At 59.9% G+C, this 26,185-nt stretch carries 27 protein-coding genes; 12 read left to right on the top strand and 15 right to left on the bottom strand.

Going from position 1 to position 26,185, the window contains the following annotated elements:
* The first annotated feature begins 69 nt into the window (after positions 1 to 69).
* The 3 genes from H147_RS0105160 to H147_RS0105175 all read left to right on the top strand — a co-directional run bounded on the left by H147_RS0105160 (position 70) and on the right by H147_RS0105175 (position 2,266).
* Entirely contained in the window at positions 70 to 504 is a 435-nt protein-coding gene (locus H147_RS0105160) for an NUDIX hydrolase (protein ID WP_019954285.1), read from the top strand.
* 218 nt (positions 505 to 722) lie between these two features.
* Positions 723 to 1,982: an argininosuccinate synthase gene (locus H147_RS0105170; RefSeq protein WP_375342049.1), complete on the top strand. Its 1,260-nt coding sequence runs from the start codon at positions 723 to 725 to the stop codon at positions 1,980 to 1,982.
* Complete coding sequence (locus tag H147_RS0105175; protein ID WP_019954288.1) at positions 1,979 to 2,266, top strand: SCP2 sterol-binding domain-containing protein; 288 nt, start codon at positions 1,979 to 1,981, stop codon at positions 2,264 to 2,266. The genes H147_RS0105170 and H147_RS0105175 overlap by 4 nt, the downstream gene beginning before the upstream one ends.
* On the opposite strand, the gene H147_RS0105180 is transcribed toward H147_RS0105175, so the two are convergent.
* From H147_RS0105180 to H147_RS0105195, 4 genes are read right to left on the bottom strand one after another with little or no spacing between them, the layout of a single operon-like run.
* Positions 2,263 to 2,961 carry a sulfotransferase-like domain-containing protein gene (locus tag H147_RS0105180; RefSeq protein WP_019954289.1) on the bottom strand — a complete coding sequence of 233 codons (699 nt, stop codon included), beginning with the start codon at positions 2,959 to 2,961 and terminating at the stop codon, positions 2,263 to 2,265. The two genes, H147_RS0105175 and H147_RS0105180, sit on opposite strands and share 4 nt — an antisense overlap.
* Positions 2,958 to 3,857, bottom strand: a complete 900-nt coding sequence (locus tag H147_RS0105185; RefSeq protein ID WP_019954290.1) for a D-amino acid aminotransferase — start codon at positions 3,855 to 3,857, stop codon at positions 2,958 to 2,960. Before H147_RS0105185 ends, H147_RS0105180 begins: the two co-directional genes overlap by 4 nt.
* Positions 3,858 to 3,860: 3 nt before the next feature.
* Positions 3,861 to 4,733 (bottom strand): ribokinase, encoded by an 873-nt coding sequence (locus tag H147_RS0105190; RefSeq protein WP_019954291.1) that lies wholly within the window; start codon positions 4,731 to 4,733, stop codon positions 3,861 to 3,863.
* Positions 4,733 to 6,988, bottom strand: coding sequence for an NADP-dependent malic enzyme (locus H147_RS0105195; protein WP_019954292.1), 2,256 nt, complete (start codon positions 6,986 to 6,988; stop codon positions 4,733 to 4,735). The genes H147_RS0105190 and H147_RS0105195 overlap by 1 nt, the downstream gene beginning before the upstream one ends.
* A gap of 121 nt (positions 6,989 to 7,109) precedes the next feature.
* Here H147_RS0105195 and mutS point away from each other — a divergent pair, with 121 nt between their 5' ends.
* Entirely contained in the window at positions 7,110 to 9,725 is a 2,616-nt protein-coding gene (gene mutS, locus H147_RS0105200) for a DNA mismatch repair protein MutS (protein WP_026352266.1), read from the top strand.
* A 9-nt stretch (positions 9,726 to 9,734) separates the two neighbouring features.
* On the opposite strand, the gene H147_RS0105205 is transcribed toward mutS, so the two are convergent.
* Both H147_RS0105205 and hrcA read right to left on the bottom strand, forming a co-directional pair.
* Positions 9,735 to 10,289 (bottom strand): nucleotide exchange factor GrpE, encoded by a 555-nt coding sequence (locus H147_RS0105205; protein WP_019954294.1) that lies wholly within the window; start codon positions 10,287 to 10,289, stop codon positions 9,735 to 9,737.
* Between the two features lie 12 nt (positions 10,290 to 10,301).
* Complete coding sequence (gene hrcA, locus H147_RS0105210; protein ID WP_026352267.1) at positions 10,302 to 11,366, bottom strand: heat-inducible transcriptional repressor HrcA; 1,065 nt, start codon at positions 11,364 to 11,366, stop codon at positions 10,302 to 10,304.
* 115 nt (positions 11,367 to 11,481) lie between these two features.
* Between hrcA and rph the strand changes: the two genes are divergently transcribed.
* Genes rph through hemW form a run of 3 tightly spaced genes read left to right on the top strand, consistent with a single transcriptional unit; the run spans position 11,482 to position 13,938 of the window.
* On the top strand, positions 11,482 to 12,189 hold the full coding sequence (gene rph, locus H147_RS0105215; protein WP_019954296.1) for a ribonuclease PH: 708 nt from the start codon (positions 11,482 to 11,484) through the stop codon (positions 12,187 to 12,189).
* Positions 12,189 to 12,797 (top strand): RdgB/HAM1 family non-canonical purine NTP pyrophosphatase, encoded by a 609-nt coding sequence (gene rdgB / locus H147_RS0105220; protein WP_019954297.1) that lies wholly within the window; start codon positions 12,189 to 12,191, stop codon positions 12,795 to 12,797. Before rph ends, rdgB begins: the two co-directional genes overlap by 1 nt.
* Positions 12,790 to 13,938 (top strand): radical SAM family heme chaperone HemW, encoded by a 1,149-nt coding sequence (gene hemW, locus H147_RS0105225; RefSeq protein WP_019954298.1) that lies wholly within the window; start codon positions 12,790 to 12,792, stop codon positions 13,936 to 13,938. Before rdgB ends, hemW begins: the two co-directional genes overlap by 8 nt.
* On the opposite strand, the gene H147_RS0105230 is transcribed toward hemW, so the two are convergent.
* From H147_RS0105230 to hemJ, 7 genes are all read right to left on the bottom strand, one after another.
* Entirely contained in the window at positions 13,935 to 14,822 is an 888-nt protein-coding gene (locus H147_RS0105230) for a ParB/RepB/Spo0J family partition protein (protein ID WP_019954299.1), read from the bottom strand. The two genes, hemW and H147_RS0105230, sit on opposite strands and share 4 nt — an antisense overlap.
* 4 nt (positions 14,823 to 14,826) lie before the next feature.
* Positions 14,827 to 15,624, bottom strand: coding sequence for a ParA family protein (locus H147_RS0105235; protein WP_019954300.1), 798 nt, complete (start codon positions 15,622 to 15,624; stop codon positions 14,827 to 14,829).
* Entirely contained in the window at positions 15,614 to 16,228 is a 615-nt protein-coding gene (rsmG, locus tag H147_RS0105240) for a 16S rRNA (guanine(527)-N(7))-methyltransferase RsmG (RefSeq protein ID WP_026352268.1), read from the bottom strand. The genes H147_RS0105235 and rsmG overlap by 11 nt, the downstream gene beginning before the upstream one ends.
* Positions 16,229 to 16,232: 4 nt before the next feature.
* Positions 16,233 to 18,104 carry a tRNA uridine-5-carboxymethylaminomethyl(34) synthesis enzyme MnmG gene (gene mnmG, locus H147_RS0105245; protein ID WP_019954302.1) on the bottom strand — a complete coding sequence of 624 codons (1,872 nt, stop codon included), beginning with the start codon at positions 18,102 to 18,104 and terminating at the stop codon, positions 16,233 to 16,235.
* A 12-nt stretch (positions 18,105 to 18,116) separates the two neighbouring features.
* Positions 18,117 to 19,397 (bottom strand): tRNA uridine-5-carboxymethylaminomethyl(34) synthesis GTPase MnmE, encoded by a 1,281-nt coding sequence (gene mnmE / locus H147_RS0105250; protein WP_019954303.1) that lies wholly within the window; start codon positions 19,395 to 19,397, stop codon positions 18,117 to 18,119.
* A gap of 30 nt (positions 19,398 to 19,427) precedes the next feature.
* Positions 19,428 to 20,699: a transcription termination factor Rho gene (gene rho / locus H147_RS0105255; RefSeq protein WP_019954304.1), complete on the bottom strand. Its 1,272-nt coding sequence runs from the start codon at positions 20,697 to 20,699 to the stop codon at positions 19,428 to 19,430.
* A gap of 116 nt (positions 20,700 to 20,815) precedes the next feature.
* Positions 20,816 to 21,265 (bottom strand): protoporphyrinogen oxidase HemJ, encoded by a 450-nt coding sequence (hemJ, locus tag H147_RS0105260; protein ID WP_026352269.1) that lies wholly within the window; start codon positions 21,263 to 21,265, stop codon positions 20,816 to 20,818.
* Between the two features lie 408 nt (positions 21,266 to 21,673).
* On the opposite strand from hemJ, the gene H147_RS0105265 reads away from it, so the two are divergent.
* The 4 genes from H147_RS0105265 to dnaQ are packed head-to-tail and all read left to right on the top strand — an operon-like array spanning position 21,674 to position 24,362.
* Positions 21,674 to 22,273, top strand: coding sequence for a Maf family protein (locus H147_RS0105265; RefSeq protein ID WP_019954306.1), 600 nt, complete (start codon positions 21,674 to 21,676; stop codon positions 22,271 to 22,273).
* Positions 22,270 to 23,097 (top strand): shikimate dehydrogenase, encoded by an 828-nt coding sequence (locus H147_RS0105270; RefSeq protein ID WP_019954307.1) that lies wholly within the window; start codon positions 22,270 to 22,272, stop codon positions 23,095 to 23,097. The genes H147_RS0105265 and H147_RS0105270 overlap by 4 nt, the downstream gene beginning before the upstream one ends.
* Positions 23,094 to 23,672 (top strand): dephospho-CoA kinase, encoded by a 579-nt coding sequence (coaE, locus tag H147_RS0105275; RefSeq protein ID WP_019954308.1) that lies wholly within the window; start codon positions 23,094 to 23,096, stop codon positions 23,670 to 23,672. Before H147_RS0105270 ends, coaE begins: the two co-directional genes overlap by 4 nt.
* A gap of 3 nt (positions 23,673 to 23,675) precedes the next feature.
* On the top strand, positions 23,676 to 24,362 hold the full coding sequence (dnaQ, locus tag H147_RS0105280; RefSeq protein ID WP_019954309.1) for a DNA polymerase III subunit epsilon: 687 nt from the start codon (positions 23,676 to 23,678) through the stop codon (positions 24,360 to 24,362).
* Here dnaQ and secB read toward each other — a convergent pair.
* Both secB and H147_RS0105290 read right to left on the bottom strand, forming a co-directional pair.
* On the bottom strand, positions 24,359 to 24,865 hold the full coding sequence (gene secB, locus H147_RS0105285; RefSeq protein ID WP_019954310.1) for a protein-export chaperone SecB: 507 nt from the start codon (positions 24,863 to 24,865) through the stop codon (positions 24,359 to 24,361). The genes dnaQ and secB overlap by 4 nt on opposite strands.
* 58 nt (positions 24,866 to 24,923) lie before the next feature.
* On the bottom strand, positions 24,924 to 25,403 hold the full coding sequence (locus H147_RS0105290; RefSeq protein WP_019954311.1) for an FxsA family protein: 480 nt from the start codon (positions 25,401 to 25,403) through the stop codon (positions 24,924 to 24,926).
* 112 nt (positions 25,404 to 25,515) lie between these two features.
* Here H147_RS0105290 and H147_RS0105295 point away from each other — a divergent pair, with 112 nt between their 5' ends.
* Complete coding sequence (locus H147_RS0105295; protein WP_019954312.1) at positions 25,516 to 26,175, top strand: Tim44/TimA family putative adaptor protein; 660 nt, start codon at positions 25,516 to 25,518, stop codon at positions 26,173 to 26,175.
* The last annotated feature ends 10 nt before the right edge of the window (positions 26,176 to 26,185 follow it).

Genomic DNA, 26,185 nt, shown 5'->3' on the forward strand with positions numbered 1-26,185 from the left:
CCTTACATGTCAGGAATTGGCATACCGCGCCTATATAGGCGGGGCAACCCGGCGTCCAAGAGGCAAGCTATGATCAGACGGTATGGCACGGTCCCGAAAAGCGGTCAGCGCTACAAAACACGCGCAGGAGTTTACGCGATCCTGCCGCGCGGCGGCAAGCTGTTGCTGACCTATCAGGGCGACCCGCATTTCGAGGTGCAACTGCCCGGCGGCGGCATCGACCCCGGCGAAAGCCCGCTGCGCGCCCTGCACCGCGAGGTGTTCGAGGAAACCGGATACCGCATCGCCGCCCCCCGCAAGCTGGGCACGTTCCGGCGGTTCACCTTCATGCCGGAATACGATCTTTGGGCCGAAAAGCTGTGCCACATCTATCTGGCCAAGCCCGTCCGCCCCCACGGCCCCCCGCGCGAACCGGGGCATATGGCGATCTGGATGTCACCGACAGAGGCGCTGGCGGAGCTTTATAACGACGGCGATGCTGCGTTTGTGGCGCGACACGCCTAGCCACGCTGCCCAAGACACCGTGGCGCCGGATAACTTGGAGCCTCCGGCGAGGATATTTTCTTCTCAGAAGATGGAGGAAGTGGCCCGAAAATCGCGCAACTTTTATTCAAATGCAGCGGGATGCATTTCTTCCGAGCCCAAATATCCCCGCCGGAGGCCCTTCTGCGTCGCAGACGCAGGAGGATCGGGCACATCCTTGCCCCTTGCCGTAAAACCCGATATCGCGCGAAACAACAGATTTTGACGCAAAGGCATCCCGCATGACCGCCCCTAAAAAAGTTGTTCTGGCCTATTCCGGTGGCCTTGATACCTCGATCATCCTGAAATGGCTCCAGACCGAATATGGCTGCGAGGTCGTGACCTTCACCGCCGATCTGGGTCAGGGCGAAGAACTGGAACCGGCCCGCGCCAAGGCCGAAATGATGGGTGCCAAATCCATCTATATCGAAGACCTGCGCGAAGAATTCGTACGTGATTTCGTGTTCCCGATGTTCCGCGCCAATGCGCTGTATGAAGGGCTTTACCTGCTCGGCACCTCCATCGCGCGGCCGCTGATCTCCAAGCGTCTGGTCGAAATCGCCGCCATCGAAGGCGCTGATGCCGTCGCCCACGGTGCGACGGGCAAAGGCAACGATCAGGTGCGGTTCGAATTGGCCGCCTATGCGCTGAACCCCGATATCAAGGTGATCGCCCCTTGGCGCGAATGGGATCTGACCAGCCGCACGAAACTGCTGGAATTTGCCGAAGCCAACCAGATCCCCGTCGCCAAGGACAAGCGCGGCGATGCGCCGTTCAGCGTGGATGCGAACCTGCTGCACACGTCGTCCGAAGGCAAAGTGCTGGAAAACCCCGGTGAGGAAGCGCCCGATTACGTCTATCAGCGCACCGTCGCCCCCGAAGACGCGCCCGATACGCCCGAAATGGTGGAAATCACGTTCGAACGTGGCGATGCCGTGGCGATCAACGGCGAGGCGATGTCGCCCGCCACGATCCTGACCAAGCTGAACGAGTTGGGCGGCAAGCACGGTGTGGGCCGCCTTGATCTGGTGGAAAACCGCTTTGTCGGCATGAAATCGCGCGGCATCTATGAAACGCCGGGCGGCACCATCCTGCTCGAGGCGCATCGCGGCATCGAACAGATCACGCTGGATTCCGGTGCAGGCCATCTGAAAGACAGCATCATGCCGCGCTATGCCGAACTGATCTATAACGGCTTCTGGTTCAGCCCCGAACGCGAGATGCTGCAGGCCCTGATCGACAAGAGCCAGGAACATGTGTCGGGCACCGTGCGGGTGAAGCTTTACAAAGGTTCCGCCAGCACCGTGGCGCGCTGGTCCGACCGGTCGCTGTATTCCGAGGCGCATGTGACGTTCGAGGATGACGCGGGTGCCTATGACCAGAAAGACGCGCAAGGCTTCATCCAGTTGAACGCGTTGCGGCTGAAGCTGCTGGCATCGCGCGCACGGCGTCTGAAATGACACTGGCGGAAATTACTGCCTTGCTGCAACGGGGCGTCGATCATGCGCCGTTGCAGGGGTCGCTGAAATTCGATTGCGGGGCTGACGGGGTCGTCGTGCTGGAAAACAACACGACATCTAACACCGACCGCCCCGCCGATTGCACCATCCGCATCACGCTGGACAATCTGGCCAAGCTTGTCAAAGGCAAGCTGAACCCGATGACAGGGGTCGTCACCGGCAAGCTGAAAGTGTCCGGCGATGCACGGATCGCGCTGAAACTGGGCGAGTTGCTGAAGGGCTAAACCTTTACAGCCGCCAGTTTTTCATAAAATGGCATGGCATCGCGGCACAGCTGCGCCGCGTCGCCGGCCAGTTCCGGGAAATCCCCCTCTGCCCCGGCAAAACCTGTGCTTTGGTGCACGGCGTTATACCAGTGGCTGGCCCATATCCCGTCTTCGGCCCTTGGACCTGCGGGCCAGTGCAGCATGGCAGGGTCGAAATCCAGATCAATCGCGGCACAGAGTTTACGCAGCATGCCTTCGGGATCGGCGCGGATATCGGCGCTGTCGATCACAACGCCGCCCAGTCGGTCATAAAGCGCGGCTTGCTGAGGGTAGCCGATATCCTCCAGCGTCATGTGATCCATCTTGGCACCATAGCTTGCGATCACGCGGGCGGGATGGCGGATCAGATGCACGTTCACACACTCCGTCGCCCAGTCCAGCGGAAAGCCTGCGATCATGTGATGCGGCATGTGTTTCATATAGAAATGCGGCTTTTGGGCAGGAATAGTGTCTAAACACCGCCGCGCCACCACTACCGGGTCGGTTTCGTGCGCCGCGATGATCTCTGCGCGCAGCGGATGGTCAGCCGCCGTCGCCGCCAGATAGGGCGCATAGAACGGTTCATCCCAGATCGCGCAATCGGCGCGATTGCCAAAGGCATACATCATCGCGGTGGACAGATTCCGTGGTCCGGACCACATCGCGATCCTCATGATGCGGCGACCAAGTCTTTGTAAAGCGCGCGCAGGCGGGTCGTGACGGGGCCAAGTTCGCCCGTGCCGATGACACGCCCGTCGATGGTGCTGACGGGGGTTTGGGCGCCGAAAGTGCCGGTCAGGAATGCCTCATCCGCGCTATAGGTGTCGACAAGGCTGAAATTGCGTTCAAAAACGGGGATATCGTTGGCGCGGCACAGGTGGATGACCTTTTGGCGGGTGATGCCGTTCATGCAGTAATCACCCGTGCTGGTCCAGACTTGCCCCTTTTTCACGATAAAGAAATTGCAAGCGTTGGTCGTGTTCACAAAGCCATGCACGTCCAGCATCAACGCCTCGTCCGCGCCGGCCTTTTGCGCGGCGATACAGGCAAGGATGCAGTTCAGCTTGGAATGGCTGTTCAGCTTCGGGTCCTGCGTCATTGGCAGGCCGCGCATATGCGGGACGGTGGCCAGGGTGATGGGGCGCGGGATCTTGGGCTTGGAATGTTCCATTATGATGACAAAGGTCGGCCCCTGCTGCGACAGGTTCGGATGCTGGAAAGGCCGCGTTTTCACGCCGCGTGTCACCATCAGCCGCGCATGGGCGTCGGTGGTCATGCCATTGGCCTTTTGCGTCTCTAACAAGGCGGAAATCACGCCCTTCCTGTCCAGCCCGATATCCAGATCAATGGCTTTGGCGGCCTCAAACAGGCGGTCGATATGGTCGTCCAGAAAGGCCCATTTGCCGTCATACAGCCGCAGCCCTTCCCAGACACCATCGCCCAGCATGAAGCCGCTGTCATAGACGCTGACGACGGCCTGCGCCTTGGGAACGATGCGGCCATCGACATAGATCAGGATCGCGTCGTTACGGGCGTCTTCCTCGGCCTGATGGGTGGTGACGTCGGACATGGTTCAACCTCTGGACTGGAATTCCTGTACTTCGGACAGATCGGGGATCACGTCCGCCGTGCCGTGCCGCATGACCATCAAGGCGGCGGCGCGTGTCGCCTGCCCGATCGCCTGCGCCATCGGCATGCCGCGGTCGAGCCCCGCCAGAACATAGCCGGTAAAGGTATCGCCCGCGCCGGTGGTATCGACGGGATCGACCTTGATCGCGGGGAAATGCTGGTGGCCGTTGGCACCGTACCAATCCGCGCCATCCGCGCCCAAGGTCACGATCACATCGGCCACGCCCAGATCGACAGGGGTCTTGCCGGTGGCTTGGCGCAGCTGGTCCGCCTCGACCGCGTTCAGGATCAGAAAATCAAGGTAGGGCAGCACCGCCATCACCCTGTCCGCATCAAAGGGGGCGGCGGCATAGGCGACGCGCAGCCCCATCTTGCGACCAAGGCTGGCGGCGGTGCGTTGCAGGTTCGTTTCGTTCTGGATCACCAGCCAGTCGCCTGTCTGCGCCTCGGCCATCGCAGTCTGCAAAATGGTCTGAGGAATTTCGGCATTCGCCCCCGGATGCAGCAGGATCGCATTTTCGCCATGGGGGTCGACCATGATGATCGCCTGCGCGGTTTCAGTGTCTAAAACGGCGATATTGCGGGTATCGACGCCATATTCCAGCAGGCGTTCGACCGCCCAAAGCCCATCATTCCCGACAGCCCCGATGTGGTGCACACGCGCGGCGGCACGGGCGGCGGCGACGGACATATTCGCCCCCTTGCCGCCAAGGAACATCTGGCGGCCCGCGGTGCTCAGCGTTTCGCCGGGGGCGGGAATATGCGGCACGGCATAGACAAAATCCGCGTTGATCGAGCCAAGATTCCAGATCGCCATCAGTCGATCCCGCAAGCGGCGATCACCGCCATGTTGAGGATGTCGTTGACGGTCGACACCGTGGAACAGATCTGCATCGGCTTGCCCACACCGGACAGGATCGGGCCGATGACGGTGGCGCCCGCCATTTCCTGCATCAGTTTCACAGAAATCGACGCCGAATGGCGGGCAGGCACGACCAGCACATTTGCAGGCCCGGTCAGCCGCGAGAAGGGATAGTTTTCCTGCGCGCGCGGGTTCAGGGCGACATCCACCGTCATTTCGCCCTCGTATTCGAAATCGACGCGGCGGCCGTCCAGCACGACAGGGGCCTTGCGCATCTTTTCCGCGCGTTCCGACACGGGCGACCCGAAGGTCGAGAAGGACAGGAACGCAACGCGCGGTTCCAGCCCCAGATCGCGCGCGACAGATGCGCCGCGTTCGGCAATATCCGCGAGGTCATTTTCGTCTGGCCATTCATGCACCAGCGTATCAGTAATCAGCACGATCCGCCCCTTGTGCAGAACGGCAGTCACCCCGACGGCACCATCATGTGGCTGCGCGTCGAAAACATGGTTGATCAGTTCCAGCACATGCGCGGATTTGCGGGTCGCCCCAGTGACCATCCCATCGGCATGGCCATGTGCCAGCATCAGCGCGGCAAACACATGCCGGTCGCGCGCGGCAAGCCGGTGGATATCCTGCGCATCGAACCCGTTGCGCTGCAAGCGTTTGTAAAGAAACGCCTTGTAGGTTTCGAGATGGGTGGTGTTGGCCGCGTTCACGACCTCGATCTCGTCCACGGCTTCGGCCAGACCTTCGGCGGTCAGCTTGGCGCGCACATCGTCGGACCGGCCCACGACCAGCGCCTTGCCCATGCCCGCGCGCTGATAGAGCACTGCAGCACGCAACACGCGCGGATCGTCGCCTTCGGCGAAAACGACCGTCGATTGCGCCGCACGCGCACGTGCATTCAGGCTGCGCAGGATCGACGCGGTCGGGTCCATGCGCGATTTCAGCGATGCCTCGTAAGCGTCCATATCCACGATCGGCCGCCGCGCGACGCCGGTTTTCATGCCAGCCCGCGCCACGGCGGTCGGAATCCGGTGGATCAGGCGGGGATCAAACGGCGTGGGGATGATGTAATCGCGGCCAAAGGAGAGTTTCTTGCCATAGGCCATGGCGACTTCGTCCGGCACATCCTCGCGCGCGAGCGCGGCAAGCGCTTCGGCACAGGCGATCTTCATCTCATCGTTGATGGCGCGGGCATGGATATCAAGCGCGCCACGGAACAGATAGGGAAAGCCCAGCACGTTGTTGACCTGATTGGGGTAATCGCTGCGGCCCGTGGCGACGATGGCGTCAGGTCGGACGGCATGCGCCTCTTCGGGTGTGATCTCGGGATCGGGGTTCGCCATGGCGAAAATCACAGGGTTCGGGGCCATGCTGGCGACCATATCCTGCGTGACGGCCCCCTTGGCGCTGACGCCAAGGAACACATCTGCATCCTTCATCGCATCGGCTAGGCTGCGCGCATCGGTCACCACGGCATGCGCCGATTTCCACTGGTTCATGCCTTCCGTGCGGCCTTGGTAAATCACGCCCTTCGTGTCGGCCATGATGCAGTTGTCATGCCGCGCGCCCATGGATTTCAGCAGTTCCAGACAGGCAATCCCCGCCGCCCCCGCGCCGTTCAGGACGATCTTCACATCCTCGATCTTTTTGCCAGACAGATGCAGCGCGTTGAGCAAACCAGCGGCACAGATCACCGCCGTGCCGTGCTGGTCGTCGTGGAACACCGGAATGTCCATTTCTTCCTTCAGCCGCTGTTCGATGATGAAACATTCGGGCGCCTTGATGTCTTCCAGATTGATCCCGCCAAAGGTCGGGCCCATCAGGCGCACAGCGTTGCAAAAGGCATCGGGGTCTTCGGTATCGAGTTCGATATCGATGGAGTTGACGTCAGCAAAGCGTTTGAACAGGACAGACTTGCCTTCCATCACCGGCTTGGACGCCAGCGCGCCTAGGTTGCCAAGGCCCAGCACAGCCGTCCCGTTCGAGATCACGGCGACCAGATTGCCCTTGTTGGTATAATCATAGGCAGTGGCAGGGTTGGCGTGGATTTCCTCGCACGGGATCGCGACACCGGGGGAATAGGCCAGCGACAGGTCACGCTGCGTGGTCATCGGCACGGTGGCCTGAATTTCCCATTTACCCGGTGTCGGCTGCATGTGGAATTGCAGCGCATCTTCGCGGGTCAGTTTGTTCTTGGCCATGTGGTCCCCCCTCTGCCCGCCATTCATAGCGGGTTCGGCCGGACGCCCGCAACGGATACATTTCGGGGTTTCGCCACAAGGGTCCGCTGGATAGTGTGCGACCAATGTTTGCGGGGGCAAGATGAACACGACAGCCACACCCATGATGGCCCAATATCTGGAGATCAAGGCGCAGCATCCCGATGCCCTGCTGTTCTATCGCATGGGCGATTTCTACGAGATGTTCTTTGACGATGCCGTCGCCGCAGCCGAGGCGCTGGATATCGCGCTGACCAAACGCGGCAAACATGACGACGACGACATCCCGATGTGCGGTGTGCCCCATCACGCCGCCGAAAGCTATTTCCTGACCCTGATCCGCAAGGGGTTTCGCGTGGCCGTCTGTGAACAGATGGAAAGCCCCGCCGAGGCCAAGAAGCGCGGTTCCAAATCCGTGGTCCGGCGCGAGGTTGTGCGCTTGGTCACCCCCGGCACGCTGACCGAGGATTCGCTGCTCGATGCACGGCGGCACAACTATCTCGCGGCGTTTCACGTGGTGCGCGACCAAGGGGCGCTCGCCTGGGTCGATATCTCGACGGGGGCGTTTCATGTGATGCCTTGCGCGGGGGCGAAATTGGGGCCGGAACTGGCCCGCCTGACCCCGCGCGAGGTGATCGTGGTAGACAGTGCGCAGGGTGATTGGGCAGGATTAGTGTCTGAATCAGGTGCGACGCTGACGACACTGGGCGCGGCGGCCTTTGACAGCACGGCGGGGGAAAAACGGCTGTGCGCGCTGTTCAAGGTCGGATCACTGGATGCTTTCGGCGCGTTCGAACGGGCCGAGATTGCCGCCATGTCCGCTGTGGCCGAATACCTTGAGATCACCCAGCGCGGCAACCTGCCCCTGCTGCGCCCGCCGGTGCGCGAAACCCAGAAATCCGCGATGCAGATTGACGCCGCGACACGGCGGTCGCTGGAACTGACGCATGCACTTGCGGGCGGACGGCAGGGATCGCTGCTGGCTTGCATCGACCGGACGGTGACGGCGGGCGGCGCGCGGCTGTTGGAACGACGGCTGGCATCGCCCAGCTGCGATCTGGCCGTCATCACGGCGCGGCAGGATGCTGTCGCGTTTATGGCAGATCAATCGCGGCTGTGCGATGATATCCGCGACGCTTTGCGCGGTACGCATGATCTGGACCGCGCGTTGTCGCGGCTGGCGCTGGACCGTGGCGGGCCGCGCGACATGACCGCGATCCGCAACACGATTGCGCAGGCGGCTCGGTTGCCGGTGCATCCTGACATGCCGCCGCTGCTGGCCGATGTGGCGCGCAATCTGGCGGGGCATGATGATTTGCTGGCCTTGCTCGATGCCGCCCTGGTTGCCGAACCGCCGCTGCTGGCCCGCGACGGCGGGTTCATCGCGGCGGGCTATGACGCCGACCTCGACGAGGCGCGCAAATTGCGTGACGAAGGCCGGTCGGTGATCGCGGGGATGCAGGCCGATTTCATCGCGCAGACGGGGATCACCTCGCTGAAGATCAAGCACAACAATGTGCTGGGCTATTTCATCGAAACCACCGCGACCCATGCCGAAAAGATGCTGGCCCCGCCGCTGAGCGACACCTTCATCCACCGCCAGACCACCGCCAACCAGGTGCGTTTCACAACGGTGGACCTGTCCGAGATCGAAACCCGTATCCTGAACGCGGGCGGGCATGCGCTCGAGATTGAAAAGCGGCTCTATTCCAGCCTGAAAGACGCCATTCTGGCGCAGGCCGCACAATTGGGTGCCTTGGCGCGCGCCTTGGCCGAGGTTGATCTGGCCACAGCGCTGGCGCATCTGGCGCGCACCGAAAACTGGGTGCGGCCAAAGCTGGACGACAGCCGCGCGTTCGAGATTATCGGCGGGCGCCATCCGGTCGTGGAAATGGCCCTGCAAAAGCAGGGCGCACCCTTTGTCGCCAATGATTGCGCGCTGACCGAGGCCCCGATCTGGTTGCTGACAGGGCCGAACATGGCGGGCAAATCCACCTTTCTGCGGCAGAACGCGCTGATGGCGATTTTGGCACAGATGGGGGGATTTGTGCCAGCGACGGCGGCGCATATCGGGATCGTCAGCCAGATTTTCAGCCGCGTCGGCGCGTCGGATGATCTGGCACGCGGGCGGTCGACGTTCATGGTCGAAATGGTGGAAACGGCAGCGATCCTCAATCAGGCCGATGACCGCGCGCTGGTGATCCTCGATGAAATCGGGCGCGGCACGGCGACCTATGACGGGTTGTCGATTGCTTGGGCAACGCTGGAACATCTGCATGATGTGAACCGCTGCCGCGCGTTGTTCGCCACCCATTATCACGAAATGTCGGCGCTATCGGCCAAGCTGGAGGGCGTAGAAAACTCCACCGTGACGGTCAAGGAATGGGACGGCGACGTGATCTTCCTGCACGAGGTGAAACGCGGCACGGCAGACCGTAGCTATGGCGTGCAGGTGGCACGGCTGGCAGGGCTGCCGCAGGTGGTGGTGGACCGCGCCAAGGTGGTGCTGGAAGCGCTGGAAAAAGGCGAACGCGAAGGAGGGCGCAAGGCGTTTGTGGACGATCTGCCGTTATTAGCTGCAATGCCCGCCCCGCCGCCCGTGAAACACCAAGCATCCGAGGTGGAGGCGCGGTTGAAGGCCGTGCTACCGGATGAACTGACCCCGAAAGAGGCGCTGGCGCTGATTTACGAGCTGCGCGGGATGGTGGAGCCGGGGTAAAACCCCGACTTACGATGCCGGTGTCGATGACACGCCAACCTGCGCGGGGCGCAGCAGACGGTCGTGCAACATGAAGCCTTCGGCCGCAACCTGAATGATGTCGCCAGCCTTGGTGCCGGGCAGCGGTGCTTCGAACATCGCCTGATGCAGTTGCGGATCGAAACGGTCCCCGACCTGCGGCACGATCGGGTCGATGCCGTGTTTCTTAAACACGGAAATCAATTCGCGCATCGTCAGCTCGACGCCTTCCAGCAGGGCCTTGTTCACGTCCTGCTCTGCCTCGTCGGCAGATTGCAGGGCGCGGCGGAGGTTGTCGTAGATCGGCAGCATGTCGCGGGCGAAACGGGCGCTGCCGTAGTTTTCAGCCTCCCGCCGGTCGCGGTCGGCGCGTTTGCGGGTGTTTTCCGCATCGGCCAAGGCGCGCATGAACTTGTCACGGAATTCGTCACGCTCGGCGCGCAGGGCGTCGAGCTCTTCTAATCCGGCCTCGGCGGCCTGATCCATCGCATCGCCTTCGGCGGCCATTTCATCAAGACTTTGGAATGCGGCGTCTTTGTCGGCCATGTCTGTCTTCCTTCAGGAGCGGTCGGCAATCATCTTGCCCACCAGCTGTGCAGTGTAATTCACGATCGGCACGATACGGCCATAGTTCAGCCGGGTCGGGCCAATGACGCCCACGGCGCCAATGATCTTGCGGTCGGCGTTCATATAAGGGGAAACGACCAGAGATGAACCCGTCAAAGAGAACAATTTGTTCTCTGACCCGATAAAAATCCGCACGCCGTCGCCATCCTGGGCAAGATCAAGAAACTGCGCGATGTCGCGCTTGCGTTCCAGATCATCGAACAGGCTGCGGATGCGGTCCAGATCGCCGTCGTTTTCCTTATCGGTCAACAGATTGCCGCGCCCGCGGACGATCAGGCGTTCGGTCGCCTCGCCTTCGTTTTCCCACAGGGCAAGGCCGCTTTGGACAAGGTCGGCGGCCAGACTGTCAATCTCGCGGCGGCGGGCCTTGATTTCACGCGCGATCACCTGCCCCAGTTCGGACAGAGTATGCCCTTCGGCGATCGCGTTGAGGAAATTCGCAGCCTCTCGCATGGAGGACGGGGTCTGGCCGGGGGGTGGCGTGAAAATTCGGTTTTCGACATGGCCGTCAGCAAAGACCAGCACCACCAGCGCGCGGTCCTTATTGAGCGAGACGAATTCGATATGCTTGATCGCCGCCTCATGTTTGGGGGTCAGCACGAGGCTGGCACCATGTGTCACACCCGACAGCGCCTGCCCGACCTGATCCAGCATCGTTGCCACGTCAGTATCATTGGATTGCATCGTCTGGTCGATAGTTTGGCGGTCCTTGCCATCGAGATCGCCGATTTCCAGCAACCCATCGACGAACATCCGCAGGCCAAGCTGGGTAGGAACACGGCCTGCGCTGACATGCGGGCTGCCCAGAAGGCCAAGATATTCAAGGTCTTGCATTACGTTGCGGATCGTCGCAGCGCTGACCTTTTCCGACAGGGTGCGGGTCAGGCTGCGGGACCCGACAGGTGCGCCGCTTTCCAGATAGCCTTCGACGACGCGGCGAAAAACTTCGCGCGAACGGTCGTTCATCTCGGCGATATTTGGGGTCTGGTCCGGCACGTTGTCCTCTTTCAGGGCGAAGGCAGTTAATGCCAAGTTGCGCAGCACGTCAATCGGGGTTGGATTTCAGATGTGGGCATACTATGCCCGCAAGGCAAGCAACAGGAGTATTCCCATGCGCCCATCCGGCCGCCAGATCGACGAAATGCGCAACGTGACGATCGAGACCAATGTCACGATGCATGCCGAAGGGTCCTGCCTGATCAAATGCGGGAATACCCATGTGCTTTGCACCGCCTCTATCGACGAACGTGTGCCGCCATTCATGAAGAATACGGGCCTTGGCTGGGTCACGGCGGAATACGGGATGCTGCCGCGCGCCACCAACACGCGGATGCGGCGCGAAGCGAAAGAAGGCCAATCTGGCCGCACGCAAGAGATTCAGCGACTGATCGGGCGTTCCCTGCGCGCAGGGGTGGACCGTGTGGCGCTGGGCGAGCGGCAGATCATCGTGGATTGCGATGTCATTCAGGCGGATGGTGGGACGCGCTGCGCGTCGATCGCCGGTGGCTGGGTCGCGCTGAAACTGGCGGTGCTGAAGCTGATGAAAACGGGCCAGATCATCAGCGATCCGCTAGTCGATCCGGTCGCGGCGATTTCCTGCGGGATCTATGCAGGGCAGGAAGTGCTGGATCTGGATTATCCCGAGGACAGCGAAGCAGGTGTCGACGGCAATTTCGTCATGACCGGCGGGCGGCTGGTCGAGGTGCAGATGTCGGCTGAAGGCGCGACCTTCAGCCGTGCGCAGATGGACGGTTTGCTGGGGTTGGCGGAAAAAGGCGTGGCGGAACTGACGGCCTTGCAACTGGCCGCGGTGCGCTGATGCGAAAGTTTGCTGGCGATCATCTGCTGGTGGCGACCCATAACACGGGCAAGCTGGAAGAGATGGCCGATTTGCTGGCACCCTTTGGCGTGACGCTGTCCAGCAATGCGGATCACGGCTTGCCGGAGCCGGAAGAGACCGAAACAACCTTTGTTGGCAACGCGCGGATCAAGGCGCATGCGGCAGCGCTGGCGACCGGCCTGCCCGCCCTAGCGGATGACAGCGGGATCACGATTGACGGGTTGGGTGGTGCGCCGGGGGTCTATACGGCGGATTGGGCCGAAACACCGCAAGGGCGGGATTTCATGATGGCGATGGAACGGTCCTGGGCCGAGTTGGAAGCGGCAAACGCCCCTTTCCCACGTCTGGCGCAGTTTCGCTGCACTTTGGTGCTGGCCTGGCCGGATGGGCATGACGAGGTGTTCGAAGGCGTGATGCCGGGCCAAATCGTCTGGCCGATGCGGGGCGATCAGGGGCATGGCTATGACCCGATTTTCCAGCCCGAAAGGTATACACAGACCTTTGGGGAAATGGACCGCTGGGAAAAGAACAAGATCAGCCATCGCGCTGACGCGTTCCGCAAGCTGATCGCGGGCTGCTTTGGCTGAGGATTGGGAACACGGGGGCTTTGGCCTTTATATCCATTGGCCATTCTGTCAGGCCAAATGCCCCTATTGCGACTTCAATTCGCATGTCGTGGCGCAAATCGACCACAAAGCGTGGGAAGCGGCATATCTGAGTGAAATCAGCCGCTTGGGGGAAGAGACCGAAGGGCGTGTCCTGCGGTCGGTTTTCTTTGGCGGCGGGACGCCCAGCATGATGGACCCTGCGGTTGTCGATGCGGTGCTGACGCGGGTGCGCGCGACATGGCCGATGGCCAATGATATCGAGATCACACTGGAGGCGAACCCCACTTCGGTCGAGGCGGACAGGTTCGCGGGCTATCGCGCGGCGGGCGTCAATCGGGTGTCGATGGGCATTCAGGCGCTCAACGATCCCGACCTCAAGGCGCTGGGGCGGTTGCATGGGCGGGACGAAGCGCTGCGGGCCTTCGAGATTGCGCGCGGCGTGTTCGACAGGGTGAGTTTCGATCTGATCTATGCGCGCCAAGGGCAGAGTGTGGCGGCGTGGGAAGCAGAATTGCGCGAGGCCCTGAGCCTTGCCGTGGATCACCTGTCGCTCTACCAGCTGACGATCGAGGACGGGACGGCCTTTGGTGATCGCTATGCCGCGGGAAAGCTGCGGGGACTTCCGGATGATGATGCGGCTGCGGATATGTATGCGCTGACGCAAGAGGTTTGCGCGGCGCATGGGTTTGCAGGCTATGAAGTGTCGAACCACGCGCGGCCGGGGTGTGAAAGCATCCACAACCAGATTTACTGGCGGTATGGCGATTATGCGGGGATCGGGCCCGGCGCGCATGGGCGGCTGACGCTGGGTGGCCAACGCTATGCAACCGAGGCGGGGCCGGCGCCCGTCGGGTGGCTGTCGCAGGTGCGCAAGACGGGCAATGGCGATCTGGGACGCAGCGTGTTGGACGATGCTGCGCAAGAGACGGAGCGGCTGTTGATGGGGATGCGGCTGACCGAAGGTGTTTTGCTGGACCGGCTGGATATGGCGGCTTTGTCCAGCAAAATCAGTGATTTAACTGATATGGGCATGGTCGAGATTGCAGAGGACCGGCTGCGCACTACGGCGGCGGGCCGGCCGGTGCTGAACGCGGTGTTACGGATGTTGCTGGAAGATTAATTCCCCGCAAGGGCGCGCAGAAGATCGTCGAGCTGATCGAGAGATTTGTAGCTGATCGAGATCTTGCCGCCTTCTTCGCCTGCCTTGTGGTCGATCGTGACCTTCATGTGCAGGGTTGCCGACAATTCGTTTTCGATCTGGATCGTGTCGGGGTCCTTTGGCACTGGCGCACCGGGAACGGAGCGGCGTTTGATCGCGGGGCCTTTTTTGGCGAGGCTCTCTGCCTCTCGGACCGAAAGTTTGCGCTGGATGAATTCGCGCGCCAGGGTCACGGCCTGCGGATGGCCGACAAGGGTGCGGGCGTGCCCTGCCGTCAGAGCACCGGAGACGAGATAGCCCTGCACCTCTTCCGGCAAGGATAACAGCCTGAGAAGATTGGCAATATGGCTTCGGCTTTTGCCCAGTGCCGTCGCCATCTGATCTTGCGTATGGCCGAACTTGTCCATCAACTGGCGATAGCTGGCGGCCTCGTCCACGGCGTTAAGGTCAGCGCGCTGGATGTTTTCGATGATGGCGACTTCGAGGACTTCGGTATCGGTATATTCGCGGACCAACACGGGAATTTCGTGCAATTTCGCCATTTGCGCGGCGCGCCAGCGGCGTTCGCCTGCGACAATTTCGTAACTGGACGAGTCTTGCGGAGACACGCGCACGATAAGGGGCTGAATGATGCCCTTTTCGGCAATGGAGGCTGCCAATTCCTGAAGAGCATCCTCGGAAAACGTGCGGCGCGGCTGATCTGGGTTCGGTCGGACACGCTCTACCGGGACAATCATGTCTCGCTTCTTTGCGGCCGGCTGAGACGGGTCGGACTGGCCGACATCGGACATCAGGGCGGACAAGCCACGCCCCAAACCGCGCGGGTTTTTAATGCTGCGTGCCATAATGCTAAGCCTTCAGTTTTCTTGATTTCTTGATGATCTCGCGTGCCAGAGCGCGATAGGCAAGGCTACCCTTGGAGGCGCTGTCATAGGCGAGAACGGGCATGGCGAACGACGGGGCCTCACTCAGGCGGACATTGCGGGGGATCACGGTCTTGAAGACCATGTCACCCATGTTTTCGCGGGCATCCTGTTCGACCTGAAGCGACAGGTTGTTGCGGCTGTCATACATCGTCAACACAATCCCCTCGATCCGAAGGTCGGGATTTGCCGACTGACGGACATCGCGGACAGTCAGGATCAACTGCGACAATCCTTCGAGCGCAAAGAATTCGCTTTGCAAAGGCACCAGAATCGATTGCGCGGCAACCATCGCATTGACCGTCAATATGTTGAGCGACGGTGGACAATCTATCAATATGTAGTCGTATCCGGTGACATTTTCCAGCACATCCCGTAGCAGAAAGCTGCGCTTTTTGTTGTCGAACAATTCCAGATCGGCAGAGCTGAGGTCGGTCGTTGCAGGGACGATCATCAGCCCAGGCACGTTGGTGGATTGCGTCGCCTCGAGCACGGTCGAATCGCCCGATAAAACGTCGTAGGTTGTCAGATTCCGTTGTTCCGCGCCCACCCCGAGACCAGTCGAGGCATTGCCCTGCGGATCAAGATCGATCAAAAGCACACGCTTTTTCAGCTCTGCAAGCGCTGCACCCAGGTTGATCGTCGTCGTCGTTTTGCCTACCCCGCCCTTTTGATTGGCGATTGCGATGATTTTTGGGCCAGCTTTGGGGCTATCAAGTGGCACGGTGTATCCTTTGGATCATGAGCAGTCGTCCGTCAGGATCAGTCAAACTGGGCACTTCTTCAAGGTCAAAGCGCCAGTTCTTGCGGGCATCCGCGATTTCTGAACTGACAAGTTTTCCCTTGTGTAAAATCGCGGTTCCTTCGAGCCGCATATGATGTGCGATTAGCGGCAGAAGCATAGATACAGTACCCAAGGCACGTGCGGACACAACATCAGCGCCTGTCGGTGGCAAATCCTCGATCCGGTCGGCAAGGACAGATGCGGTCAAATTCAGCTCTCTGATGGCTGTGCGCAGGAAGGTTGCTTTGCGTTGGTCGCTTTCGATGAGGATGAACCGCGCATCGGGATGGTGGGTTTTGCCGAGAATCGCCGCGACGATACCGGGAAATCCGCCGCCGCTGCCAATATCCAGCCAAATCCTAAAGCCGACGGGTGTGTGCCGATAAATCTGCACCGAATCAACGATGTGACGGTCCCAGATAACAGATTCTGAGTTGGCGCTAATGAGGTTTATCTTTGGGGTCCACTTCAGGACAAGCACAGCAAACGCCTGTAAATCCGCCATTGTTTCACGTGAAACATCGACCCCACCCAGTTCCGTCATGCTGTCAGGTTCCGGTCGCAGCCAGCGTATGGCGCTTGATCGCGCCGATCAGCAGCATCAAAGCGGCTGGCGTCATCCCCTCGATTCGCCCAGCCTGCGCGATTGAAACGGGACGTACTTTTTGAAGCTTGGTGACAAGTTCAAAGGACAGGCCGCGCACGGCCGCGTAGTCAAGGTCATCGGGGATGATTTGCTGTTCATCACGTTCCATCGCCGAAACGTCCCGTTCCTGTCGGGTGATGTAGTGAGCATACAAGGCGTCCTTTTTGACCTGATCCCGGATTTCAACCGCGAAACAGGATGTTTCAGGCGCAAGGACATGCAGCTGATCAAAACCGAAATCAGCCAGAGCCAAAGCCTCCAATGCCGATTTGCGCGGTCCGTCGGGGTTTAACTGCACCCCTGCCGCCGCAATATCGCGGGCCGACAGGCTGATCTGCGCAAGCCTGCTCTTGGCCGTCATGATTTGGTCCATCTTGCCGCTGAAGGCTATCCAACGCGAATCGCCGACGCATCCAATGTCACGACCGCGCGCTGTCAGGCGTTGGTCGGCATTGTCCGCGCGCAGAGACAACCGAAACTCTGCCCGTGATGTAAACATGCGATAAGGTTCTGACACACCACGGGTAATCAGGTCGTCAATCATGACCCCGATATAGGATTCCCGTCGGCTGAAGAGAACCGAGTCCTTTTCCAGCGCATATGCCGCCGCGTTCAACCCGGCAACCAGCCCCTGCGCTGCCGCTTCTTCGTAACCTGTTGTCCCATTGATCTGGCCGGCCAGATAAAGGCCAGGTACATCGCGAAGTTCAAGCGTTGGCCGGAGGGCACGCGGATCAACGTAGTCATATTCGATCGCATATCCCGGCTGCAGGATGATCGCATTTTCAAGGCCATGAATCGACCGAACATAGTCAAGCTGCACATCTTCGGGCAAGGATGTCGAAATGCCGTTCGGATAGATCGTATGATCGTTCAGCCCTTCGGGTTCCAGAAATATCTGATGCGATGTCTTGTCAGCGAAACGCACCACCTTGTCTTCGATCGATGGGCAATAGCGCGGCCCGACCCCCTCGATATGGCCGCCATACATGGCAGAGCGTCCCAGGTTCGCGCGGATGATGTCGTGTGTTTTCTCGTTTGTATGCGTGATGCCGCAGTTGACCTGCCGCGCAAAAACCGCCTTGGACATGAATGAAAACAGGACCGGATCATCATCCGTCGGCTGGGTTTCCAGAACATCCCAACGGATCTTGCGTCCATCCAGACGCGGCGGCGTGCCGGTCTTTAGCCGCCCCATCGGCAGCCCAAAACTGTCCAGACGTTCGGCCATCCGAACCGAGGGATCATCACCCATGCGTCCACCGGGCCGCGACACATCGCCGATATGGATGACGCCGCGCAGAAAAGTACCTGTCGTCAAAATGACGCTTTGCGCCGACAGGACGATTCCGCCACGCAACTGCACACCAGCCACCCGATCACCGTCCATCACAAGATCTGTCGCCTCACCCTCGAGGATGGACAGACCCAGCTGCGCAACCAACACCGCTTGCATCGTGTCGCGATAGATCGCGCGATCGGCCTGTGCCCGCGGTCCTTGCACGGCAGGACCTTTCTTGCGGTTCAGCAACCTGAACTGGATACCCGCACGGTCCGCCACATGGCCCATGACGCCATCAAGCGCATCAATCTCTCGGACAAGATGGCCCTTGCCCAATCCACCGATTGCAGGATTACACGACATTACGCCAATCGATCTGCGCGTCAGCGTTACCAATGCGGTGCGCGCGCCCATGCGGGCAGCCGCATGCGCGGCTTCGCTGCCAGCGTGGCCACCACCAATGACGATGACGTCGTAGTCATGATGTTTCACGTGAAACACTCCTCATTTGCCAATGCAAAAGCTGGAAAAAATCTCGTCGAGGACATGTTCTACATCAACCCGACCGACAAGGCTATCCACCGCGCGGAGGGCTGTGCGCAGATCTTCTGCGATCAGATCAAGCATGCCGTGGTCCAGATCAAGCCCCGCACCCGCCGCATCCAGAGATGACACCGCCCGCAGCAAGGCCAATCTGTGCCGTTCCCGCATCGCCAAACCGACAGACGCGACGCGTTTGGTCAATTCTGCTGCGATCAACGCAATCAGATCATCAACACCTGCGCCCGTCAGCCCCGACACGGCAAGATCGCCGCTGTTGCCCACATCGCCCTTGGCTTTGACGTAAATCTCACCTGCTTCAAGATCATGTGGCGGAATGTTTGTGTCCAACAACATATGTATCCGCAAGTCGGCTTGTTCTGCCCGCGCCCGCGCCCGTGCGACGCCCAGACTTTCGACAAGGTCATCGGTTTCGCGTAACCCTGCTGTGTCCAGCAACGTGACCGGAATACCATCAAAGTCCAATCGCACTTCGATAACATCCCGTGTCGTCCCGGCGATGTCCGACGTAATCGCCACATCACGCTGCGCCAACCTGTTCAGCAAGGTAGACTTACCGACGTTCGGTGCACCGATAATGGCAACTTCGAACCCGTCCCGCAGCCGTTCCGCCATCCGCACGCCCGCCGCCTCGCGTGCCATTTCTGCCCGAACATCCATGAGCAAGTCACGCACTTCGGGCACGACATCGACCGGCACGTCTTCATCGACAAAGTCAATCGTCGCCTCAAGCAAGGCTGCAGCGCGAATCAACTTTTTGCGCCAATTATCCGCGATCGCTCCCAATGCCCCCGAGAACACCCGCACCGCCTGCCTGCGCTGGCTTTCCGTTTCTGCATCGATCAGGTCGGCCAACCCTTCGACCTGCGCAAGGTCAAGCCGCCCGTTGGCCAGGGCACGGCGCGTGAATTCGCCTGCTTCAGCAGGACGCAACACCGGGTCATCGCCCAGGATACGCAAGACCGCCGCGACAACGGCCGGGCTGCCGTGCAGATGCAGTTCGACAACGTCCTCGCCGGTAAAGCTTTTACCCGCATCAAACCGCAGCACCAGCGCCTCGTCGATCAGATTGCCGGTGCAATCACGCAAAGCGCGCAGACCACGCGCTGCCGGTACATGACCCATCAGCCGTGCCGCAGCAGCAACAGCGGCCACACCAGAGATGCGGACAACCGCAACACCCGCCCGTCCCCGGGCGGTGGCAAGTGCAAATATCGTGTCCATATCTCTAACTCATTATTATAAAACAATAAGTTAAGTATTCATCGAATCGAAGAAATCAGAATTTGTCTTGGTCTGCTTCAACTTCCCGATCAGGAATTCGATCGCATCGGTTGTTCCCATCGGATTCAGGATTCGGCGCAAGACATAAGTCTTGGCAAGGTCGGATTTATCTACCAGCAATTCCTCTTTCCGCGTCCCGGACTTGAGTATGTCCATCGCAGGGAACACACGCTTGTCGGCGACCTTGCGGTCCAGAACGATCTCGCTGTTGCCGGTACCTTTGAATTCTTCGAAAATCACCTCGTCCATCCGGCTGCCGGTATCGATCAGCGCCGTCGCGATGATGGTCAGCGATCCACCCTCCTCGATGTTGCGTGCGGCACCAAAGAACCGCTTGGGCCGCTGCAGCGCATTAGCATCGACACCGCCCGTCAGCACCTTGCCCGACGACGGCACGGTAGTGTTGAACGCGCGCCCCAGACGCGTGATCGAATCCAGCAGGATCACCACGTCACGCTTATGCTCGACCAGACGTTTTGCCTTTTCGATGACCATCTCGGCCACTGCCACGTGCCGCGTCGCCGGTTCGTCGAATGTCGACGACACAACCTCACCCTTCACCGACCGCTGCATGTCGGTCACCTCTTCGGGCCGCTCGTCGATCAGCAGGACGATCAGGTAACATTCAGGATGGTTCTTTCCGATGGAATTGGCGATGTTCTGCAACAGCACGGTCTTGCCTGTCCGCGGCGGCGCCACGATCAAGGACCGCTGCCCTTTCCCGATTGGTGCGACGAGGTCGATGATCCGGGCCGACCTGTCCTTGACTGTCGGATCGTCGATTTCCATCTTCAACCGCTCATCAGGATAAAGCGGCGTCAGGTTGTCGAACGCGACCTTATGGCGCGCTTTTTCAGGATCCTCGAAATTGATCCGCTCTACCGACGTCAGCGCAAAATACCGCTCGTTGTCGTTGGGTTCCTTCATCACGCCTTCGACCGTATCGCCGGTGCGTAGCGAATATTGCCGGATCATGTCGGGCGAAACATAAATGTCGTCCGGTCCCGGCAGATAGTTCGCCTCTGGTGACCGCAAAAAACCGAACCCGTCCTGCAAAACCTCCAGCACGCCGTCGCCGCCGATGACCCATTCGTCATCCGCGCGTTCCTTGAGGATCGCGAACATCATGTCGCCCTTGCGCATCGTCGATGCGTTTTCGATCTCAAGCTCTTCTGCCATCGACAAAAGATCCTTGGGGCTTTGCGCCTTCAGATCGGCAAGGTTCAAACGGTCTTGTTGCATAAGAAAATCCAGTGCCGACAGCTGCGCCGACGATAGAGGGACGGATGGGGAAATAAATGCTCCGGACGGACCACCTGCGTCTGATAAGCGCGCTCGCCAGCCGAGTCAACGTATCTTCAGAATGGCCGCACGATCACAGCGATCACGATCACGACCATCAGAACCGTCGGCACCTCGTTGAACAGCCGGTACGTCCGCCCGGTCCGCGTATTTTGGCCAGCCGCGAATTCCTTGCGGCGCTTGGCCATCCAGCCATGTGCGCCCGTCATCGCCAGAACAGCGGCGATCTTGATCCATGACCAAGCCGCACCCCAATCGAACACACCCGTGGACAACAAAAGAAGACCCGCCACCCAAGCGACAATCATCGACGGGTTCATGATCAGGCGCAGCAACTTTTCTTCCATGATCTGGAACGTCTGATCAAGCTCTGACCCCACCGTCGCGCGTTCTGCGTGGTAGACGTAGAGCCGCGGCAAATAGAACAGCCCCGCCATCCAGGCGATCACCGCCATGACGTGCAAGGACTTGATCCAAGGAGACAGAGCGAAGACTAGATCAGACATAAGCTACTCGCATGTGAGGGTCAGGCTTCTTTAATAATTATATATAGAGAAAGAAAAGATGATGTTGATTTTAGAGCACCTTTTTCCTGTGGTTCCTTTTTTCATCCGCAGAGTTATCAACAGGTGGTATCTTGGTCACGGACGGTCAATTACAGATCAGTTTACTGTCAAAAGTATTTAATATCATATATTTAAGTGACACAAAGAATCACCATTCGCCCTGATTACCTGCCTTGACAGGCCAACGGTGTCCGATTCTTCCACACCCCTGACTTATCCTTTCCCACGGTGGAAAAAGGCGGTCATCGCCACCAACAAGTCTAGGTTTCTACACAGTCAGGCGGTAACACCCATCTTAGGGTTCGTTTCCCGGCCAGTTGCCACGGATTTTTCCATCAGGTTATCCACATGCAAGAAAAGATCATCCTCGCGTCCGGTTCTGACATCCGGGCGCAGCTGCTGCGCAACGCAGGCGTCGTCTTTGACGTCCACGTCGCCCGGATCGACGAGGACGCCGTGCGTGCGTCGTTGCAATCCGAAAATGCGTCGCCGCGCGACATTGCGGACACGCTTGCTGAACTCAAGGCTCAACGCGTCGCCGCGAAACATCCCGACGCGCTGGTGATCGGCTGCGACCAGATCCTTGCCGTCGATCAGGACATCTTCGCCAAACCGGAAACGCCCGCCGCCGCGCTCGCCCAGTTGCGCGCCCTGCGCGGTCGGAAACACCAACTACTCTCGGCCGCCGTCATCTATGGTGAAGGCAGGCCGCTTTGGCGGCATGTCGGTGTCGTCCGCCTTCATATGCGTGACGCATCCGACGACTATCTTGCTGCCTATGTGGACCGGAACTGGGACAGCATCCGCCACGCTGTCGGTGCCTACAAGCTCGAGGAAGAAGGCGTGCGACTTTTTACACGCATCGAAGGAGATTATTTCAATGTTCTTGGCCTGCCCCTGCTTGAACTCTTGTCATATCTGACGCTTCGCGGAACATTGCCATCATGACAGACTTTCCCCGCGCCGGTGTGATCGGCAACCCGGTCAGCCATTCGCTATCGCCCAAACTGCACGGGCATTGGTTGCAGCGCTATGGCATCGAAGGCAGCTATGACGCCTTGCAGGTGACCGAGGACGCGCTGCACCGCACGCTCCGGTCCTTGCCGGATCAGGGGTATGTCGGTGTGAACGTGACCCTGCCGCACAAGGTTGCGGTCCTTCAGATCGCCGATCAATTGACCGACCGCGCGACGCTGATCGGGGCGGCCAACACGTTGACGTTCAAGGAAGACGGTCGAGTATTCGCAGATAATACAGACGGTTACGGATTTCTGGAAAACCTCCGCCAGGGCGCGCCCGGCTGGGATGCCAAGACCGGCCCTGCCGTCGTCTTTGGCGCAGGCGGTGCCGCGCGCGCCGTCATCGTGTCCTTGATCGAGGCTGGCGCGCCCGAAATCATCCTCACCAACCGCACCCGTCCCAAGGCCGAAGCCTTGCGCGCTGATTTCGGTGCCCGTATCCGTATCGTCGATTGGGTGCAGGCGGGGACCGTGTTGCCCGATGCCGCGACTGTGGTGAACACGACCTCGCTTGGCATGACCGGGGGGCAGGAATTCCGCGTGCCGCTTGACGGGCTCCGTTCAGGGACCGTGGTGACGGATATCGTCTACACGCCGCTGCGCACCAAGTTCCTTGATGCCGCTGCTGAAAAAGGCTGCGTCACGGTCGATGGTCTTGGCATGTTGTTGCATCAAGGCGTACCCGGTTTCGAACGCTGGTTTGGCAAACGGCCAGAGGTTGACGACAAACTGCGCCGCGCTGTCTTGTCATGACGCATTATCTGGGCCTGACCGGGTCGATCGGTATGGGCAAATCCACGACCGCCCAAATGTTCCGCGATGCGGGCGTGCCGGTCTGGGATGCCGATGCCGTGGTGCATCGGCTTTATGCCCAAGGTGGCGCTGCCGTCCCCGCGCTGCGCCTCGTCTATCCAGATGCCATCGTTGATGGCGCCGTGTCACGCGACAAATTGAAGGACATCATCGCCGCTGATCCGACCGCCTTGGGCAAGATAGAACAGATCGTGCACCCGCTGGTGGCGGCCGACCGGCAGGCTTTTATCGCGGATCATTTAGTGCCCCTTCTGGTTTTTGACATTCCGCTCTTGTTCGAAACGGGGGCGGACGACTGGCTTTCATCCGTTCTTGTCGTCACTGCGCCCGCGGATGTCCAGCGCAACCGTGTCCTTGCCCGGCCCGGCATGACGTCTCCGCACCTCGACCAGATCCTGCAACGCCAGATCCCCGACGCCGAAAAACGGGCCCGCGCCGATTATCTGATCGAGACGCTGACGCTGGACGACACCCGCGCCGCCGTGCAAGAACTGATCACAAAGCTGACGGGGTAAGACATGCGCGAAATCGTTCTGGACACCGAAACCACCGGCTTTGAACCCGGCGAAGGCGACCGGATCGTCGAAATCGGTGCGGTTGAACTGATCCGCCATGTGCCGACGGGCCGCACCTATCACCAATACATCAACCCCCAGCGCAGCATGCCTGCCGAAGCCTTTGCCGTTCACGGCTTGGGTGATGACTTTCTGGCCGACAAACCGCTGTTCAAGGATATCGCCGACGATTTTCTGGCCTTCATCGGTGATGCAAAGCTGGTGATTCACAATGCCGCGTTCGACATGAAATTCCTGAATGCCGAACTCGGCTGGCTGTACAAATCTGCCCTGCCGATGGATCGCGCGGTTGATACGCTGGCCATCGCACGGCGCAAATTTCCCGGCTCTCCGGCCTCTCTCGACGCGCTTTGCCGTCGCTTTGGTATCGACAATTCGTCACGCACCTTGCACGGCGCGCTGCTCGATAGTGAAATTCTGGCAGAAGTCTATCTGGAGCTGATCGGCGGTCGTCAGCCCGATTTCGCGCTGGCCCAAGGCGGCGCAGGCAGCACGAAACAGGACGGCACGGCATGGCGCGCCGGGCCGCGCCCTGTGCCGTTGGCACCACGCATCACACCCGAAGAAACCGCCGCCCATACAGCCTTTGTCGAGGCGATGGGCGACGCGGCGCTTTGGAAACGTGGCTAGTTGACGACTTTCTTGTCAGCCTCGGCACGACGTGCCAATTCAGCACGGTAAAGTGCAAGAAAATCAATCGTCTCAAGGTTCAGCGCGGGGAAACCGCCGTCACGTGTGACGTCGCTGACGATCCTGCGCAGGAACGGGAAGGTGATGCGCGGGCATTCGATCAGCAGATATGGGTGCATCTGTTCTTCGGGGACGCCTTCGACGTGGAACACGCCGGCATATTCGATTTCCAGCACGAAGAGGGGTTCGCCTGCCGTCTTGGTCTTGCTGGTGATGTTCAGCTTGGTGATCACCTCGAACTGCTGGTCCGCCGTGCGTTTGCGGGCGTCCAGATTGACCTGCACCTGAATTTCCGGCTGCGCGTCACCCTTCACGCCCTTCTGGGCCAGGATGTTTTCGAACGACATGTCGCGGATATACTGCGCCAGAACGCGGCTGGTGATCTGTTGCTGTTGCGGTGCGGCACCTGTGGTTGGGGCGGCGTTATCGGGTGTATCAGTCATGAAAACCTGCTGTGGTTGCTATTTGGTTGCCTGTTCCTAGCAGCCCACGTCCGCAGGCTCAATGCCGGGTCCATTTGGACGGTGGATGTGTCGGGCGTTTCTCGGGTGATATCTCCTCGAACTCGCCATCGATGACCGTGTCGGCGGGGCGCCGGGGTTCTGTTGGATCTTGACGGGCCTCGAACTTAGCAAACCGCACACGCGCCTTGATCCAGAGAAAGGCTGCGCGCCGTACAGCGGGCACAAGCAGTGAAAGACCCACCGCATCCGTGAAAAAACCGGGCGTTAACAACAAGGCCCCCGCGAAAAGGATCATTGCCCCGTTCGCCAAGGGTTCGGTCGGGTCCTTCAGATCCGAAAACGAGCGTTGCAGCTTACCAAGCTCGTGCAGGCCCTGATGCCGGACCAGATACGATCCGGCCAATGCCGTGGCCAGCACGATCAGCAAGGTCCACCAGACCCCGATCAGGCCGCCGACCTGAATGAAGAGCGCGATTTCAATCATCGGCACAGCGATGAATGCAAACAAAAGCCACATGGCGTGGGCCTTTCATAACTTGTTGGTGGGCACGGTGGACTTGACCGGACCCGTGACCTACATAAGAAACCAAAGGGCATGTTTCCATGCCTTGTTCTGACACGAGGTCCTGATGAACTCTCCGATTATCCAGCTTTTGGTGCTTGCGGGCATCGCTGTTTTCCTGATCCTGCGCTTGCGTGGCGTTCTGGGCACGCGCGAAGGTTTTGAAAAACCTGCCGTGACACGGCAGGAAACGACCACACGCCGCAAGCCTGATTTCGATGTGATCGAAGGCGGGCCCGATCTCGACATCACGGATCACGTCGAAGAAAGCTCGGCTGCGGCCAAGGCACTTGCCGCGATGAAGCGGGTCGACCCCGATTTCAATGTCAGCGAATTTCTGGGTGGCGCGCGGGGTGCCTATGAAATGATCCTGATGGCGTTCGAGAACAGCGATCTGGACAGTATCGTGCCGTTCATTTCGCAGGACGTCTACGAAGCTTTCGCCAGCGTCGTTGATGAACGCCAGCGCCAGGGTCTGACCGTCACCGCAAACTTTATCGGTATCAGCGACATGACGCTCGCCCACGCGGAATTTGACGAGATGACCAAGGAAGGCGAGGTTTCCGTCCGCTTCAAAAGCGAGATGACATCTGTGGTCCGCAATGCCGAAGGCGAAGTCGTCGAAGGCAGCGAGAAAGAAATCAAGCGGCTCAAGGATACGTGGACCTTTGCGCGCAAGATGGATGGCGGTGATCCGAACTGGAAACTGGTCGCCACGGGCGAATGATCCGGCGGCA

Origin of the sequence: Yoonia vestfoldensis DSM 16212 (genome assembly GCF_000382265.1) — a bacterium.
Taxonomy (GTDB): Bacteria; Pseudomonadota; Alphaproteobacteria; order Rhodobacterales; family Rhodobacteraceae; genus Yoonia; species Yoonia vestfoldensis.

What these genes read in the sequence shown, in the direction of transcription:
- rph (WP_019954296.1), top strand. Translation starts at nt 11,482, where the DNA reads ATGCGCCCATCCGGCCGCCAGATCGACGAAATGCGCAACGTGACGATC.
- mnmE (WP_019954303.1), bottom strand. Translation starts at nt 19,397, where the DNA reads ATGGACACGATATTTGCACTTGCCACCGCCCGGGGACGGGCGGGTGTT.
- H147_RS0105160 (WP_019954285.1), top strand. Translation starts at nt 70, where the DNA reads ATGATCAGACGGTATGGCACGGTCCCGAAAAGCGGTCAGCGCTACAAA.
- H147_RS0105195 (WP_019954292.1), bottom strand. Translation starts at nt 6,988, where the DNA reads ATGGCCAAGAACAAACTGACCCGCGAAGATGCGCTGCAATTCCACATG.
- dnaQ (WP_019954309.1), top strand. Translation starts at nt 23,676, where the DNA reads ATGCGCGAAATCGTTCTGGACACCGAAACCACCGGCTTTGAACCCGGC.
- H147_RS0105295 (WP_019954312.1), top strand. Translation starts at nt 25,516, where the DNA reads ATGAACTCTCCGATTATCCAGCTTTTGGTGCTTGCGGGCATCGCTGTT.
- mutS (WP_026352266.1), top strand. Translation starts at nt 7,110, where the DNA reads ATGAACACGACAGCCACACCCATGATGGCCCAATATCTGGAGATCAAG.
- H147_RS0105190 (WP_019954291.1), bottom strand. Translation starts at nt 4,733, where the DNA reads ATGGCGATCTGGAATCTTGGCTCGATCAACGCGGATTTTGTCTATGCC.
- rsmG (WP_026352268.1), bottom strand. Translation starts at nt 16,228, where the DNA reads ATGACGGAACTGGGTGGGGTCGATGTTTCACGTGAAACAATGGCGGAT.
- H147_RS0105290 (WP_019954311.1), bottom strand. Translation starts at nt 25,403, where the DNA reads ATGTGGCTTTTGTTTGCATTCATCGCTGTGCCGATGATTGAAATCGCG.
- hemJ (WP_026352269.1), bottom strand. Translation starts at nt 21,265, where the DNA reads ATGTCTGATCTAGTCTTCGCTCTGTCTCCTTGGATCAAGTCCTTGCAC.
- H147_RS0105270 (WP_019954307.1), top strand. Translation starts at nt 22,270, where the DNA reads ATGACAGACTTTCCCCGCGCCGGTGTGATCGGCAACCCGGTCAGCCAT.
- H147_RS0105175 (WP_019954288.1), top strand. Translation starts at nt 1,979, where the DNA reads ATGACACTGGCGGAAATTACTGCCTTGCTGCAACGGGGCGTCGATCAT.
- H147_RS0105205 (WP_019954294.1), bottom strand. Translation starts at nt 10,289, where the DNA reads ATGGCCGACAAAGACGCCGCATTCCAAAGTCTTGATGAAATGGCCGCC.
- rdgB (WP_019954297.1), top strand. Translation starts at nt 12,189, where the DNA reads ATGCGAAAGTTTGCTGGCGATCATCTGCTGGTGGCGACCCATAACACG.
- H147_RS0105180 (WP_019954289.1), bottom strand. Translation starts at nt 2,961, where the DNA reads ATGAGGATCGCGATGTGGTCCGGACCACGGAATCTGTCCACCGCGATG.
- secB (WP_019954310.1), bottom strand. Translation starts at nt 24,865, where the DNA reads ATGACTGATACACCCGATAACGCCGCCCCAACCACAGGTGCCGCACCG.
- rho (WP_019954304.1), bottom strand. Translation starts at nt 20,699, where the DNA reads ATGCAACAAGACCGTTTGAACCTTGCCGATCTGAAGGCGCAAAGCCCC.
- coaE (WP_019954308.1), top strand. Translation starts at nt 23,094, where the DNA reads ATGACGCATTATCTGGGCCTGACCGGGTCGATCGGTATGGGCAAATCC.
- H147_RS0105265 (WP_019954306.1), top strand. Translation starts at nt 21,674, where the DNA reads ATGCAAGAAAAGATCATCCTCGCGTCCGGTTCTGACATCCGGGCGCAG.
- H147_RS0105230 (WP_019954299.1), bottom strand. Translation starts at nt 14,822, where the DNA reads ATGGCACGCAGCATTAAAAACCCGCGCGGTTTGGGGCGTGGCTTGTCC.
- H147_RS0105185 (WP_019954290.1), bottom strand. Translation starts at nt 3,857, where the DNA reads ATGTCCGACGTCACCACCCATCAGGCCGAGGAAGACGCCCGTAACGAC.